The organism is Fulvivirga sp. (assembly GCF_040218215.1).
Taxonomy (GTDB): domain Bacteria; phylum Bacteroidota; class Bacteroidia; order Cytophagales; family Cyclobacteriaceae; genus Fulvivirga.
This window is the reverse complement of the sequence record NZ_JAVJQL010000010.1, coordinates 13,453-29,662: the sequence shown is the minus strand read 5'-3', so window position 1 is coordinate 29,662 and position 16,210 is coordinate 13,453. Positions and strand designations below refer to the sequence as shown.

Sequence of the window (16,210 nt, the reverse complement as noted above, 5' to 3'; positions counted from 1 at the left end):
ATTGTTGACCTATTATTTTTGATTGGAGAAGGAATAAGGAAAGCTTTCTTTATTAGTGCCTCTGGTTTTGTTTGGAGTATTCGTCATTTCAAAATCTAATTTTGCGCCATTCATCAGTTCCTCATGAATCAGATAGTTTTTGGAATACTCCTGACCATCGATCATTAATTTTTGGACATAGCGATTGTTATCACTATTGTTTGGCGCAGTGATTTCAATGGTGTTTCCATTTTCCAATTGTATTGTTGCCTTCTCAAATAGAGGAGCGCCAAGCACATACTCATTAACTGATGGACATACAGGGTAGAACCCTAGGGCAGAGAAGATGTACCATGCAGAGGTCTGCCCATTATCTTCATCACCGCAATAGCCATCAGGAGTTGGCTGATACATTCTGTTCATCGTTTCACGCGCCCAGTATTGGGTTTTCCAGGGAGCCCCGGCATAGTTATAGAGATAGATCATATGCTGAATAGGTTGGTTGCCATGAGCATATTGCCCCATGTTGGCTATTTGCATCTCACGAATCTCATGGATCACACCACCATAGTAGCTATCATCAAATATTGGGGGAAGCTCAAAAACGGAATCCAGTTTGGCTACAAAATTATCTTCGCCACCCATAAGATCAATCAGGCCTTGAACATCATGAAATACAGACCAGCTATAATGCCAACTATTACCTTCGGTAAAGGCATCACCCCATTTGAAAGGATTAAATCGTGACTGAAAGCTACCATCTTTGTTTTTTCCACGCATTAATCCTGAAGATGGATCGAACAGGTTTTTGTAATTCTGACTTCTCTTAGCATATAAATCAATTTCTTCCTGAGGCTTGTTTAGAGCTTTTGCCAGTTGATAGATAGAAAAATCATCATAAGCATACTCAAGGGTACGGGCAGCATTTTCGTTAATCTCTACATCATAGGGAACATAGCCCAATTCATTATAGTATTTAACTCCCGCTCTGCCAACTGCTGTCATAGGCCCTTCGTTATTTGCACCATGGACCAATGCCTCATAAAGAGTTTCAATGTCATAGCCTCTCAATCCTTTGATATAAGCTTCAGCCACTACAGACGCTGAATTGTTCCCGACCATGATATTGGCATAACCGGGACTAGACCATTCAGGCAGCCAGCCACCTTCTTTATAATCATTGATCAGGCCTTCCTGCATTTCTTTATTGATACCCGGATAAACTAAATTAAGAAAGGGATAGAGTGCTCTGAAAGTGTCCCAGAAACCAGTGCCACCAAACATATACCCAGGTAAAATTTCTCCGGTGTAAGGGCTCCAGTGCATAATTTCACCTGACTCAGTAATCTCATAAAGTTTATTTGGGAAGAAGAGCGTTCTGTAAAGACAAGAGTAGAATGTACGCATCTGATCAATTGACCCACCTTCAACTTTTATTCTTCCAAGTTTATCATTCCACAGGTCAGCAGCCTTTTGTTTTGTTGTTTCAAAATCATCCTGCCCCAACTCGTTAGTTAAGTTGAATTCTGCCTGTTCAAAACTGATGAAGGATGACGCCACCTTAGCGTTAATAACCTGACCTTTTGTGGTTTTGAAACCAACAATTGCTCCTGCATGATTGGCCTCCATTTCGGCTTGCCCTTTAGCCAGGTCATTGCCACTCCAGGTATTGATATTATCAAATGGCTGATCAAATTGGATAACAAAATAGTTTTTGAAGTTCTTGTATTCGCCACGGTGATATCTTACCGTGTAGCCAATAATTTTGTTTTCTTCGGGAATAATCTTGACGTAAGTACCTCTATCGAACGCATCTACCACAATAAAAGCACTGTCAGACTTTGGGAATGTAAATCGGAATTGAGCAGCTCTTTCTGTTGGGGTTATTTCAGTGGTTACATCATGGTCGGCAAGGTAAACGCTATAATAGTGAGGTTTAGAAACCTCAGCTTTATGTGAAAACCAGCTGGCACGATCATCCTGATTAAACTTCATACCCCCAGTTACCGGCATGATGGCAAACTGACCATAATCATTCATCCATGGAGAAGGTTGATGAGTTTGCTTGAAACCTCTGATTTTTGTTGCATCATAAGTGTAAGCCCAACCGTGACCCATAACTCCGGTCTGTGGCGTCCACATGTTCATTCCCCAGGGTACACCAATAGCAGGGTAGGTGTTGCCATTGGACAATAAGATTTCCGAATCGGTACCCATTAATGGGTTCACATAATCGACCAGTTCTATGCTGGAATCAGAGGGTACGGTTTGTAAGTCATTTTTAGCGCAGGATCCAAATAGGACTGCAACGGAAAGTAACGAGAAGATGTATTTCATGGGATTGAATAAATATTCTTATGACTGAATGTTAAGTTAGGTCAATTCTGTTGGAATTCATTTTTAGCAACACCTTCAAAAGTCATTTTCACTGGCTTGATGGTGCCATCAGGATTAAAATACAGACTATCGATGCAAGTCACTCTGTGGTCACGGCCTTCATTCGGAATAGGCCTTCTATGATACACAATGTACCAGGTATCGGTATTGGGAGTGTTGATGATAGAATGATGCCCTGCTCCTGTGGCAATGGTGGTATCACTTTCCAGAATGGTGCCTATTCGCTCAAATGGGCCGGTGACTTTATCAGCCATGGCATAGGCCACTTTATAGCTGCCATTGGTCCAGCCACCTTCCGACCACATGAGGTAGTATTTTTCGTTTCTAATAAACATGAAAGGACCTTCAACATATCCTTCTGGCGTTATCTCTTTGAACAATGAGCCATCTTCCCAAGGGGTAAATCCAGTAAAGTCATCATTTAGTATGCCCATATTGCAGTGTTTCCAACCACCATAGAAAATGTAATAGGTGCCATCAACATCTTTAAATACAAACTGATCTATAGGTTGAGCTCCATTCTGAAATACTGATATCAAAGGTTTGCCTAAGTAGTCATTATATGGCCCAGAGGGAGATGAGGCCTGTGCGATGCCTATACCTCCATAGTGGTTGATTGTATCTTTTTCATCCCAGTAAGGGCCGCCAGGTTGCTGCACGTCATTGGCTGAAAAGAATAGGTAGTAAGAAGAATCTTTTGCGATAATAGATGGTGCCCACATGGCCTGTCGAGCCCATTTAATAATGGATGTGTCCAGTACATGCTCGTGCTTTTTCCAAGATACCAAGTCAGGAGAGGAAAAGGCATCAAAAAATACCTGCTGTTTATATTCGGATGAATAAGTTGGGAAGATCCAATACTGATTGTCCAATACAGCCCCTTCTGGATCAGCATACCAACCTTCAAATAATGGGTTTCCTGAAGTTGGTGTTTCAGCCGTTTTTTCTTTAGGGTCAGTTGAGCAACTGATAATAAAAACTGATAGCAATAATGGAAGAGATAAATGCTTCATAAAGATATAGGAGATATTAATACGGAATAATATTAACTAAAAAGGAGGTGAATTATGAGAGTAATTTTATGGGCGGGGATTAGGCAACCTTCAAAAGGTTAGATAAAAACTCACTTAAAATTAAGTGCATCAGTTCGACTTTCAATTTCCTCCTTTTTTTGAAGTAAAATTTGCTTCGCTATACTTCGAGCCATAGCTACATCCAATGTTTCAAAGAGATTGTATTTCTCAATCAAATTTAATCCCATGAGCACATGATGTTTTTTTATGATATCGTCATAAGCAGGTTTTAGAACAAGCGGATCGAAAGCTTCGATCTTAATATTGTCATAAGCCACTTTAAAGGCTTCCTGAGGGTCAGTAATATTCTTTTCTTTTATTAAGTCATATACTTTTTCAACCTCCTGTTTTTCAACCTGATCTATAGCCGCAAAAAGTTGTTCGATTGTAATGTCATTGGACATTGACACTATAAGCGTTTTTTCCACCTTTTCATTTACTTCCTGCCTGGCTGCATTTACCTTAGTTTGTATTTTTTTTGGCACCAAAGGGGAGTATTCGCCCTTTACAATTGCTTTGGCCGCCATTTTAGGCACTTCCTTTTTGTAAAAATAGAAACCACCTGCTATGGCCAGTATCAAAATAACGGCCAGACTTATCATTATCTTTTTTCTCATTGTTCAGGCACTTTTTTTATGGGCTTAAATTACAATTTTCCTTCAAGTTAAAACAACCTAAAGGCCATATACCCTAAGCCTGTAAACATCGTTCCCATAAATCCTAAGATAACAATGACAAACCAGCGGTCCCAGAATTCATTGACCAATGCTTTTGAGGGTTTATTTGGGTCGATTAATATTTCAACTTCATCACCTTCATCATAATCAGGACTTGATGAGCTCACATCGCTGGTGTGTTCATATTCCTGACCCTGATATTCATATTTAAAAATACTGCTATACATCAATGTGGAACCACCATCGTCATCTGAACTATAATGGGTATCAAAACCAGTTACTTCCCCTTTTACTATAACAGCATTTTGGGCAAAGGTATAATTGGTGTAAAAAATATAAGTGCACACCCCCAACATTACCAGTCCGAAAAACATGAATATACCACCAACCCACTTACCTACTTTGGAATCTTTCATCATGTGTTTTGAGCCATGTTTCATGGTTTTGAACATGGTAGCGGCAGGTGATTGCTCAACAGTTTTGTCCAACTTTTCCGTGAGTTGGAGGGCTTCTTCGGCAGAAAGTCCCAATGTATCTTGTAGATAACGAACGGCCTCCAGCTCTTCACCAGCTATCAACAGTGTCTCAAGATGTTTTTTTTGCTCTTGGGTGAGTGTCATGATTATATTGATTTAGTGTTTCATATGATCATAAAACATCAATATAATAGGTGGAAGTTATAAAGCCTAATTGGATTTAATGAATTAGAAAGCTCTAAAAGCAGAGAAGCTATGCATCCTGAACCCTAATAACCGTTAGCAGATACTTCGGCATTAAAGAGATAACGGTATTGCTAAATCAGATGCAATGAGAGATAATTACAATACATACTAATCAAAGTAGGTGCGATTAAATAGAATGAATTATCCAAGTACAATATTATGCATATACAGGATTTAATCTAAATATACGTATTCAATTAAAATTAAGGCAAATAATTGTAATATTACATAAACGGTATCAATTGGTTCGATACTAATAATTTTTTTTGTAATAGTAAATCATCAAGCCGTTGTTATGAAAGGAATCAATTTACTTCTTGCCTTTAGATTTTTCAAAAAAGATAAGCTGTTTACCATTATCAACTTGCTAGGGTTGAGTACAGCTATCGCTTGTATTTACTTTATTGCACTTTTTGTAAATGATGAGCTTTCATTTGATAATTATCATCAGGACAATGTTTACAGGATAGTGCTGGAGAGGTTTTTTCCGAATACCCAAACGAGTTATGCTACCACACCGCAGCCGCTGGGCTATACCATGCAAAGGGAATTTTCAGAAGTACAGCAATCCAGTAGGGCTTTGCCAATATCGAATTTCCGTTTTGAAAATGAGGGGAAGGATATTTCATTTCTGGAAGAGGATGTACTTGCGGTCGATTCTAACTTTTTAGAAATGTTGTCGATACCAATTAAGGCCGGCGAGTTAACAGCGCTTGAAGAGCCGTTTAATATGGCCGTAACCGAAGAAATGGCAATCAAATATTTTGGGACAGATCAAGTACTGGGGCAAAAGATGCTGGTTAATGACACTGCGGAATATACTATTACTGCAGTGGTTGAAGATGTGTCAAGAAAATCACATCTGGAGTTTGATTTTTTGCTTTCATGGGAGTCGTTTTCATTTGATCAGTTTAGTGCATTTGAATGGGTGTCTTACAACACCTATAACTACATAAAGCTCAATGACGGAGTTGATCCAAGGGAGTTTGAAAAGCTATTTCATACTGTTGTTGTCAAATATGTGGGGCCACCTGTAGAAGCTTACCTGGGAAAAACCATTGAAGAATATGAGGCTGCTGGAAACATTCATAATTTCTATTTGCAGCCTTTAAGTAGTATTCATTTAAATAGCAATCTTCAGTTTGAAATGAAACCCACTGGAGACATGCAGTATGTGATTCTATTTTCAATAATTGGGCTTTTTATTCTGGCGATAGCGTCCATTAATTTTACCAATCTTTCAACTGCCAGATCTATCAGAAGAGCCAAAGAAGTAGGGATCAGAAAAACGTTGGGCTCTACGAAGCAAGGCCTATTTGTTCAGTTTTTTACCGAGTCTACGATATTATGCACAGTATCAGGTATTATTGGTTTTATCCTCTTTAGTTTACTGCTACCACAGTTTAATACTTTGGCAGGCAAAGAGCTGTCTATAGATCAGATCGATTGGTTGATTTATGGACCAGTATTTATTGTGATTATATTGCTGGTGAGCCTGTTTTCAGGTTCTTATCCTGCCCTTTTTATATCCTCTTTCAATGTGGTGAAAATACTCAAAGGTCAGGTTACACAAGGTAAGAGCAATAATATCTTAAGAAATACCTTGATCATTCTTCAATTCAGTATTTCAATATTTCTGATTATTGGTACGCTAATAGTAAATAAGCAAGTTGACTTTTTAATTAATAAAAAGCTGGGTTTTAAGAAGGAGCAGCTTTTAACGATTAACGATACGAATCTTCTTGGAAGCTCTTTCTTGTCATTTAAAAATAGCATCGAGCAAATGTCCGGAGTCAATGAGGTTTCAGCTTCATTTCACGTTCCAGGCAGACAGGTTTCAGGTCTTACTTTTGAGGCGATAGGACGGCCATCTACAGAACGGTACCAGTGTGGGCAAATTACCGGGGATAAGAATTTTATCAATACCTATGGGCTTGAGATTGTTGTAGGAAGAGGTTTTGAAGAGCAGAGAAATGATTCATTAAATGTGATTATTAATGAAACAGCAGCTAATGAAATAGGCTGGGAGAATCCAATCGGCCAGAAGATAAGGCCTACCACTGCAGGAGAGGTTGAAATAATAGGCGTTATAAAAGACTTTCATTTCAACTCATTGCACGAACGAATAAGACCATTGATAATGTTTGGTGTCGATCTTGAAAATCTGACTAACAGGAATATTACGCCTCCGGTAATTACAGTTCAATTTGAACCAGGTATTGATATTCAAAAGACCATAGCTGATATTACTAAACTCTGGGAGGAACGGGTGACTGACGAGCAGATTGATTACTCATTTCTAAATCAGGAATATGATGAGCTTTATAGGTCAGAAACCCAATTTGGAGATATATTTTTAACCTTTGCCGTTATTGCTATCTTCATAGCACTCATTGGTCTTATAGGCCTGTCATCATTCTTTGCTATTCAAAAAACAAGAGAAATTGGCATTAGAAAAGTGCTGGGTGCTTCTGTAAACAGTCTCGTATTCTTGATGTCAAAAGAGTTTGTGAAACTACTTGTTATTGCTAATCTGTTAGCCTGGCCTATTGCCTATTACGTATTGAATGACTGGCTGCAACAATACCCATATGATGTCACCATTTCTTTTGATATTTTCCTGATGGCAGGTGTGTTGTCACTGATATTGGTTTTGCTTACCACTGGCTATCAATCAATAAAATCGGCCATTGCTAATCCGGTTAAATCTATTAGGACAGAGTAGTTGTGAAAACTAGGCTGAAAAGCAAGGCTAAAAACTAAAATCCTGTTCTTTAAATAGCTCCGTTAGTTGAACAAGCGCGGTCTTATAATCTTCATCTTTATGAATTGAGCCGTTGCTAATTCTCAAATAAGGCATTGGTGGAAGTTTATCATTTAAGAAAATGTCACTATTCCGAACCAAAATGCCATTTTCATAGGCTACTTGAGCAAATTGAGCATTTGACCAGGTATCTGGTATTTTCAACCATCTGAATGGGCTGTATTTGTGGGATGTGTTTGGTGGTATATCAAATACTTCGTCAAAACAGATGTTTCTGCTTTCGAGTATTTTCTTTCTTTCATCAACTATTTTATCAGCCTTACCTGTGTTAATTAAATTAGAACACATCTCTAAAAGTATCTGGGAATGGGTCCAATTGTAAAGCTTAAATTGATTTTCAATCTTTTTAATTTGGTTGCTGTTACCAACAACAACTGAGCTTGCCAGGGCAGGGTTAAGGGTGAAATATGTACCTGTAACGTAAAGCCCAATATTAGGATTCATTTCATAATATGGGTTCACTGCAGCATCATAAAACTTGTCAGTTTTAGCATCTTCAAGTATGATCACCCCATATTTCTCACAGATCTTCATTATTTCTTCCTTTCTTGATTTAGGAGACGTAATAGTGGTGGGCATCTGAAAGGTAGGCTGTGTTATAAGTAATTTGGGCTGGTGAAGTTTTATTCTTTCTTCCAAATCCGAGGTGTCAATACCATGAGCATCTAACTTGACTGGTGTAGCTTCTCTGCTGCTCTGTGCAATCTGATCTTTAGTAATTCTGTCACCAATTTGCTCTACCAAAATTTTATCGCCTACTTCTGTTAAAGCATTTATGATGGTATTAATTGCTGAGACTTCTGACATTAATAAAGTCGTATCAGTGGTGTCTATACTTTCAAATCCGAGCGGTTTTATCCAGTTGATGAAAGACTCTTTTTGTGCTTCGGTACCGCAGTTATTAAAGTCGTTAAGTTTGTAAAAGAAGTCAGGAGTGCCAGCTATTTCTTTAATACCAGATAGAAGGTTGAGTTGAATGGTGTGGTTAAACAATTCACTCGTTCTAAAATGCCCCAGATTGTACTTATAAGGGGTTTTGCTTTCAGTGTAGAGGAAATTCTTATACTCAGTGGTAATGTCACTAACAAAGGTGCCTCTGCCTATTTCTCCGCTTAAATAGCCCATTCGCTCAAGCTCCTTGAAGGCTTTTGTTATTGTGCCTATTGATAGATTGAGTTTCTTGGATAGCTGCCTTTGGGTTGGAAGCACTTCTCCAGATTTGAGTTTACCACTATCTATTGCATCGACAATGTATTGAATTAGATGAAGAAATTTTTTTCGATCAGACTGTTTAAACTTCTTATCCCACATAGCGCGTTATATGATACTTCTATTAAAGCTTTAATTATAACCTAAATAGGTGTAAAGTCCTATAATTTATAGAATGTAATAGCTGTATTTTTAGATATTGGTAACTCTCTCTAAAATGTCATATTCAATGCCTTTTAATTGGAACAGTTCTTTCAGTTTACAGGTATAATAAGCCGCCTAAATAATTGTTTTATCATTTTTTATTCAAGCAAGTAATATTACAATATAATATCTCGTATTAAGTTTGAGTTTATCTAGGAGATATTTTTAGGTTTTGATTAGGGCTATAATTACCCAATTGCAGCCATTTCATTGTTTTTTCAGTTTATCTACAACCTTTTAGCTAAATATTACTCCACTTACATAAATGAAATAACCTATAATGATATATAAAGTAATATTACAATATAGATATTTCAATTTAAATGTAAATTAAAGACATGAGATCTACGCTGGATATTCAAGTAGGAGAAGCCGAGTACCTGGGGTTAATGAACGGAGATAGATTGGAATTAAAGATATACAGAAGCTCTCTTTGTGGATCAAATACGGAGAACGGATTATTAATACGGCAGGCGGAATTTTTAATTAATTCGCTTCCGTCCTTATCACAAAGTATTCGACAGGGATATGTTATTATGCTTAAGGGTATGGAGACCAATTTTTTTAGGATTGGTTTGTTCAATGAACGTAGCAAGAAAATTATATCTCATTCCTACTCAGTAGACTGCGAGGATGGAATAAACTTCAGAGCTAAAAAAGTTGATTGTCAACTTTTTTTTAATATCTCTGAGTTGAAAGGCCTAATAGAATATGAATCCTCTCTGGTTCATTACATTAGGAGAAAGGGACACTTTAATGAATATCATTATTTATAAAATCTAGAGGTGATGGTGTCTTGATTTTTTTAAGGGTCTTATGACTTGTAGTACTTAGTAAGCATCCCAAGCCAAGTGGCCATATCCATGAACTGACTGTTCCAGCTATTCCATTCAGCAGGAAATTTGGAAACATCTTTACCATCTTCTACATAACCGATGGTCTCTTTCATAATCCTTATTAGGGCATCAAGGGCATCTTTATTTGCTAAAGTGCCATGACCTGTTACTACTATTGTTTCAGTATTGATGCTTTCTGAAATGGTGGATAGTACACTAATCAAGTTTTTTGGATCTGATGCATAAGGCAGTGCTTGTGGAGCAAGAATCATATCTCCTAAATCAACTAAATTGAATGCTGGAATATGTAAGATAGCATCACCATTTGTGTGCCCTTTACCTAGGTGGAAGATATTGATTTCAATTCCTTCAAATGAAAGTAATAGTGAATCTGTAAACAATAGATTAGGCCAGTATTTCTTATCAAAAGGTTCTTCAGGACCATATTGAGCTTTTTTTTCTATGTTGCTCAAGGTATTTTGGTGTGCTATAATAGTAGTATTGTCAAAATTTGAATTGCCATGCGTATGGTCCCCATGGTAATGCGTGTTGATGATATATTCAAGCTTGATATCATTCTCATTCAGGTATGTCTTTATTGATTTTCCAAATTCACCATACATGGCATCAACAAGCAGTCCTTTATTATTTTTAACGATTAATAAAGACTTAACTGAAGTTTTATTACCATCGGCATTGATATGAAAAACGTTATCAGACAGTCGTTCAAAACTAACTTGTGCCTTAGAGACATTATGAACAACACAGGTTAGCATCAATGAAATAAATGCGGTTTTAATCATTATTGTCAGTTTTAAGTTTTTCTATATTTTTTCTAATCACAGTTTTCATCCTCTCAGGCATATTTAGCTCCAGTGCTTTATTGTAATGTGTCATTGCCAGGTCGAGTTGTCCGTGATCTGCTGCTATTGCCCCAACATAATAATGAATATTGCCATTATCAGGATCAATATGCTGAAACCATTGAAGCAGGTCTAGAGCTTCCTTTTTTTTAGATGTTCTGTTAAGTTCAGCAGCAATTTCAAGAATACTTTCTATAGGAGGAATCAAACGCCCATTCATTTTTTTGTCCAATTCGGTGTACCAGTCCTTTAGTATCTCCAGTCCATCTGCTGCATAGGTATCAGCTATTATATTCTTTAATTCTGGTCCGGGAAAATAGTGGCTAAGACCTTTATGGATGCTGATACTTACATTTGAAAAATGACTTTCTCCATTGTTTGAATCATAAATCAGCGTCATTTGATCATCCAGATTGTTTGACCTCAACCATTCATAATACTCCAGATTAGAAGCCACATTTCCACGATCAAATTCACCTGTAGACATGTAAAGCATAGGGTGATTCTTTATTTGTGCGTTCTGGTATTCGGGTTTGAAAAGAAATTTATCTTTCCACCATGTGCTCGGGCTAATGGCTATATAACCATTAAATAATTCAGGATTTTCAAAGAGCGTATAAAGGGCAAATAGTCCACCAAAACTATGACCAATAATAAGCCTGTTTGAACTTTTAAAATGGTTTTCCTCAATATGTGGAATTAATTCGGATTGCATAAAGCTCAGAAATTGTCCCGCTCCACCACTGCCCGGAAATCTTGCTTCATCCTCACTAGGGGTGAAGTCTCTTGTTCTGTTTATATTTTTGATGGAAACTAATGCAACGTTAGGAATACGCTCCCAGCGGATCAGTAGATCGATCAGACCTTTTAAATAGCTAAAATTCCACTCACCATCGAGTAGATAGATGGTGGTAATAGGGGTTTTGGAATCAAGGTTTACAGGCTTGTATATTGTTAATTCCCTTTCTTCATCAAGAACTTTTGATTGGAGTTTGACTTCAGCGGTTGTGTATTCAACCTCATTTTGAGCATTAACTGCCGGGTGCCAAAAGATCATCAGGCACAGTATTATTTTCCTCATATGTGTTATTGTGAGAATTAATTTCTGGTTATTATTTATTTAAGTATTCAAAGCTTGATACGACTTCAAAGTCTGGTGTATTGTTCATTAATTGCTCAAGTACCCATTTATGATTGTCGCCTACAACTATCAGTAACCTGTCATCAGGTTCATATATTTTCAGCAGGTGAGCCATCATTCTGATATTTCGCTGGTACCACCTTCCTAGCCAGTCAGCGCCAATCCAGTTGTCGTTAATTCCTGCCCTTACTTCATAGGCATGCATCCGCTCAATATTGAATGTCTGCATTTGAGGGGAGTTTCTGAGTTTTATCTCGTCATAAAGGGATTGGCTTTTGAGAAGTTTCTCGTTGTACTCAAAATTCTCTATAATAAGGGTTTTATAAATGTCATAAAAGCCTGCATCAGCACTATCTGCGTACTGGGCGAAACCTTCGAAAGTAAAACCTTCCAGCGATCCTATAAAATCAGGTTGATTGTCGAAGAAATAGATGGAGTCATGATTCATTTTGTGGGCTGTTTTAAAACCCAGTTGAAAGATCTCGTTAGCAAGGGTGTCTATTGAGAGCTGGCTGGCTTTGTATTTGCTATACATTTGACTATACCGTTTTTTAAATTCTGGCCGCATTTCAATGATGACCTTTGTAGGTTTAAATTCAGATAAAGCATCTATTATCTTATTAATCTGTTTCTGATTTTCTTGTGACAACTCATTCCTGTCTTTCTCCTGAGCAAAATGATAGGTGCCAACAACCATCACTTTAACTTTAGCAATGGAACTGTATGTTTTAAACTGAGATTCAGGACTGTTTTCTTCCGAATTGAGTTCAATTGGCTCTGGTGAATTGGCACAACCAAATAGAGTCAGAATAGAAAGTAAGGACAGAATGTGCTTCATTCTTTTTTTAATCATTTGATTAAAGGTCTCTTAAAGACGACTTCAATCATAGGCTCAGGGAATGAAGTGTCACATTTCGGTAGGGGAGTGAACTTTTACCAATTTATAATGACCTTCTCATTAAATAAAGATGTATACCTTTCGCCCAAAAATTATTTTCAATTTTCACAGTTTTTAAATCGAACTTTCTGAAAAATTTTTCGGCATATTGAGAGGTCCAAACTTCTATGCTTTCTAAATCGTTTTTTGAGACCATCTCATCTATAGAGTGCTGTACTATTTTAGTGCCATAACCCTGACCTTTACTTTCTGGATTGAAGAAGTACCATGACAATCTTCCCAGTTTATTGCCGATAATATGATAGCCACCTGCACCTAAAATTTGCTTGTTATGCTCTATTACAAAGTAGGTGTCTGCATAGGTTTCCAGGTAATCATTCAAATCATCAATTTCCTCAGGAGCAAAATACTTAGGAGTATTGAGTTCAAATAAGGTTTTAACTTGATTCCAGTCAGAAGAAGTGTATTTGCGAATTATCATCCTGCCTTTATTAATTAGTTAACCACTCCTTCAATTCAGGGGTCACTTTTCTGCTAACCACCTGAACTTCAGTTTCTGGTTTTAGTGACACACATACCTGGCCTTTGAAATAAGGCTCCAACCAACCGATTGATTTTTTGGAAACCAGGTATTGCCTGTTTACCCTAAAGAAATTCTTAGGGTTGATGAGTTCTGAAAGCTCGCTTAGGTTATAGTTGACAATAAACTGCTCGTTGTCGTGTGTAACCAGGTATACCCACTTGTCTGATGCCACAAAATAGGCAATTTGGTCAACTTCAATTGGTAAAAGCTTGTTGCCCCTTTTAACTAAAAAATTGCTTTTGTATGAGGTTTGATTCAATTCTGACAGTGCGAGGTTGAGCTTTTTAGGATCAAATGCCTTTTTCATGCTATCAAAATGTGAGAAGGCATCTTCCAGTTTCTCAGCATTAATTGGCTTAAGCAGGTATGCAATGCTATTCACCTCAAAGGCCTTAATTGAGTAGTGATCGTACGCAGTGGTAAATATTATTGGTACATTAATTTTTATTTGTTTAAATATCTCAAAACTGGAGCCGTCTGCAAGTTCTATATCCAAAAAGATAAGATCGGGTTCAACCTCACTCAAAAGTGCAACTGCCTGATCAACTGTATCAGCAATAGGCAGAATTGTGAAGGTGCTGTCGTAGTTCTTAACAAGCTTCTTCAGGTTGCTGGCAGCCAGTGGCTCATCTTCTATTATTGCAATCTTCATGGTTATTCAATCAAAGGCAGGGCTATTGTAAACATCTCATTATCGTTATTTATCCTTAGCTTTTTGTAAGTGATAAATTCATACCTTCTGGCTATATTGTCCAGCCCGGTTTTAGTGCTGTTTATTTTTCCTTTTTTAGGTTTAATCTTATTAGTGACTACTATTTCCTGACCGTCACTGGTTATATCTACTTGCAATGGATATTTTTCAGATACCTCATTATGTTGCAAGGCATTTTCTAACACTACCTGCAATGATACGGGCGGTATTTTCAGTTTTTTGTATTGTTCTTCTACCTCAATGCGGAGGTTAAACTTCTTTTTAAACCTTGTCTGCAAAAGGAATGAATAATTGGTAATAAATTTAAGTTCATCTTCCAGGCTCACAACTTCGTTGTACTTGTTTTGAAGTATGTAGCGGAATACCTCTGAAAGATTGTGAAGGTATCGCTTTGCGGTATCCAGATCTTCGTCCATTAAAGCGCTCAGAATGTTGAAATTGTTAAAAAGAAAGTGTGGACTGAGCTGGTTTTGTAAAGCAATGAGTTGCGATTTAATATTCTCTTTTTCCAGCACCTCAGCTCTAATAGAGGCATTTTTCCAGTTGCTGAGGAAATAGCCGGCATTAACAAATGCCAGAAAAAACAGGGAGATAAAAATACCTATCGAGTTGTAAAAAATAGCCGATGGGAAATAGATGTTCATGTCCCAGTAAAAGTTGTAAAAGGAATAGTAGGAAGCGGTGATTAGTGAAGGAGTTACAATAAATGTAATAGTCAACTCACTGATAAGTCTTTTGGTGAAACTGTCTTTCCATGATAGTCTTCGTTCCAGCAAATTACTTTTCCAGTTCTGAAACTCAAGCAGGATAACGAGAGAAACGAATACTGCAAAAGTATATTCTACATAGGCATATAGGGCAACATCAAATAGGTTGGAGTTTTGAATTAGGATTAAAACCGGGTAAGCAGGGAGCGATATTAACCCAGCCAGTAGAATTCTTATTTTGAATGAATTGTATGATTTCATCTTTGGTAAATTACTAATTAATGCAGTTAGTAAGGGAGATTTTTCTTACATAATTGCCATAAGTGACAGTTATTTCGGCTGTTTTTGACTCCAAGAAATACCTGCCATCTTTTTCTATTGTGCCTTTTCCTTTGCTAATTCTATAATCAGCTTTTGTTGATAATGAATACCTGGTGCCTGAATTTGTGGTTACAATTGCGTTTACCCTTTGAAAAATCCTTCCAGGCATAGATTGACTTGGAATACATTCATTGACAAGGTCAATATCCTTAATAGTGCTGTCAAAGGTTCCGGTAAAAATTTGAAGTGCATAACCGAGCCTGTCTGCCCATGAATTATAGGTATGTGTGCCATCAGGCACTTCATAATAATATGAGGCACCAGATTTTATCGCTTCCATACTGTCCAGCTTTGCAATAAAGGGAATGTAATAGTTCCATTCTGCAGTACCTAAATCAAACCAATGGGTCAAAGGTGTATCCCTTTTTTGAGGAGGTTTTCTAATAATTTCGTAATCCCTTACCCAATAACTGGGCGAAAATGATGCCACAAAAGAAAAGGTATTGGAAGAAAGGCCTGCCCATGTGCTGAACAATCCCCCAAAAGATGCTCCGGCAATTCCTCGCTTGCAATCATCTACAGAATACCTTGATTCAACATAAGGAACGATGAGCTCATTAATTTTAGTGGCGTATTCTTCTGCGTTATTCTTTACAGGATGGCTGGCCAGGTACGGGATATATCTTTTGTTTCGCTCATTGCCTGAATGTATTGCCACAACAATAACATCATTGATAGTTCCATAAGTTATCAAGCTATCGAGTATAGACTTCATGTTCCAACCCTGACTTGCAAATATTGTCTCACCATCATTAAAGTATATGACAGGATAAGATTTGTTAGGATCATAACCCTTGGGAGTATAGACATCTAAATCATAGAGGTCATAAACGGAATGGTACTTCACCATGCTGTCGCAGTTCTGACCATAGGCAATGGTGCAACTTAGGATCACAAAAAGCCAATAACAGATTACCCTCATTAAGATTATAAATGAAATTTATGTGTGAGAGTAGAACTGTTTAGGGTCAAAATGAACCTGCTGATGACCAAGTGTCACTTTT

Annotated in this window: 14 protein-coding genes; 2 read left to right on the top strand and 12 right to left on the bottom strand. The window is 37.4% G+C overall.

The genetic code is table 11. The features are described from left to right. Positions 1-12: 12 nt before the first annotated feature. The 4 genes from RIB54_RS03410 to RIB54_RS03395 all read right to left on the bottom strand — a co-directional run bounded on the left by RIB54_RS03410 (position 13) and on the right by RIB54_RS03395 (position 4,746). The gene (locus tag RIB54_RS03410; protein WP_350099282.1) at positions 13-2,316 is read right to left on the bottom strand and encodes a GH92 family glycosyl hydrolase; all 2,304 of its coding nucleotides are present in this window, start codon (positions 2,314-2,316) and stop codon (positions 13-15) included. A gap of 41 nt (positions 2,317-2,357) precedes the next feature. Continuing rightward, positions 2,358-3,389 carry a glycoside hydrolase family 43 protein gene (locus tag RIB54_RS03405; RefSeq protein ID WP_350099281.1) on the bottom strand — a complete coding sequence of 344 codons (1,032 nt, stop codon included), beginning with the start codon at positions 3,387-3,389 and terminating at the stop codon, positions 2,358-2,360. Positions 3,390-3,499: 110 nt separating this feature from the next. Continuing rightward, positions 3,500-4,066, bottom strand: a complete 567-nt coding sequence (locus RIB54_RS03400; RefSeq protein WP_350099280.1) for a hypothetical protein — start codon at positions 4,064-4,066, stop codon at positions 3,500-3,502. Between the two features lie 47 nt (positions 4,067-4,113). Next, positions 4,114-4,746 (bottom strand): DUF3592 domain-containing protein, encoded by a 633-nt coding sequence (locus RIB54_RS03395; protein WP_350099279.1) that lies wholly within the window; start codon positions 4,744-4,746, stop codon positions 4,114-4,116. 397 nt (positions 4,747-5,143) lie between these two features. Between RIB54_RS03395 and RIB54_RS03390 the strand changes: the two genes are divergently transcribed. After that, positions 5,144-7,573: an ABC transporter permease gene (locus RIB54_RS03390; protein ID WP_350099278.1), complete on the top strand. Its 2,430-nt coding sequence runs from the start codon at positions 5,144-5,146 to the stop codon at positions 7,571-7,573. A gap of 27 nt (positions 7,574-7,600) precedes the next feature. Here the strand turns inward: RIB54_RS03390 and RIB54_RS03385 are convergent, their stop codons facing one another. Beyond that, a complete protein-coding gene (locus RIB54_RS03385; RefSeq protein WP_350099277.1) occupies positions 7,601-8,983 on the bottom strand; it encodes a GntR family transcriptional regulator in 1,383 nt (460 codons plus the stop codon). Between the two features lie 440 nt (positions 8,984-9,423). On the opposite strand from RIB54_RS03385, the gene RIB54_RS03380 reads away from it, so the two are divergent. Further along, positions 9,424-9,861 (top strand): hypothetical protein, encoded by a 438-nt coding sequence (locus RIB54_RS03380; RefSeq protein ID WP_350099276.1) that lies wholly within the window; start codon positions 9,424-9,426, stop codon positions 9,859-9,861. 38 nt (positions 9,862-9,899) lie between these two features. On the opposite strand, the gene RIB54_RS03375 is transcribed toward RIB54_RS03380, so the two are convergent. From RIB54_RS03375 to RIB54_RS03345, 7 genes are all read right to left on the bottom strand, one after another. Further along, the gene (locus RIB54_RS03375) at positions 9,900-10,724 is read right to left on the bottom strand and encodes an MBL fold metallo-hydrolase (protein WP_350099275.1); all 825 of its coding nucleotides are present in this window, start codon (positions 10,722-10,724) and stop codon (positions 9,900-9,902) included. Next, entirely contained in the window at positions 10,717-11,865 is a 1,149-nt protein-coding gene (locus RIB54_RS03370; RefSeq protein WP_350099274.1) for an alpha/beta hydrolase-fold protein, read from the bottom strand. Before RIB54_RS03370 ends, RIB54_RS03375 begins: the two co-directional genes overlap by 8 nt. Positions 11,866-11,896: 31 nt before the next feature. After that, positions 11,897-12,778, bottom strand: coding sequence for a DUF5694 domain-containing protein (locus RIB54_RS03365; protein ID WP_350099273.1), 882 nt, complete (start codon positions 12,776-12,778; stop codon positions 11,897-11,899). Between the two features lie 88 nt (positions 12,779-12,866). Next, a complete protein-coding gene (locus RIB54_RS03360) occupies positions 12,867-13,304 on the bottom strand; it encodes a GNAT family N-acetyltransferase (RefSeq protein ID WP_350066520.1) in 438 nt (145 codons plus the stop codon). A 10-nt stretch (positions 13,305-13,314) separates the two neighbouring features. Beyond that, positions 13,315-14,058 (bottom strand): LytR/AlgR family response regulator transcription factor, encoded by a 744-nt coding sequence (locus tag RIB54_RS03355; RefSeq protein ID WP_350099272.1) that lies wholly within the window; start codon positions 14,056-14,058, stop codon positions 13,315-13,317. 2 nt (positions 14,059-14,060) lie between these two features. Next, positions 14,061-15,086, bottom strand: coding sequence for a sensor histidine kinase (locus tag RIB54_RS03350; protein WP_350099271.1), 1,026 nt, complete (start codon positions 15,084-15,086; stop codon positions 14,061-14,063). Positions 15,087-15,099: 13 nt separating this feature from the next. Beyond that, positions 15,100-16,128, bottom strand: coding sequence for an alpha/beta hydrolase (locus RIB54_RS03345; RefSeq protein ID WP_350099270.1), 1,029 nt, complete (start codon positions 16,126-16,128; stop codon positions 15,100-15,102). Between the last annotated feature and the right edge of the window lie 82 nt (positions 16,129-16,210).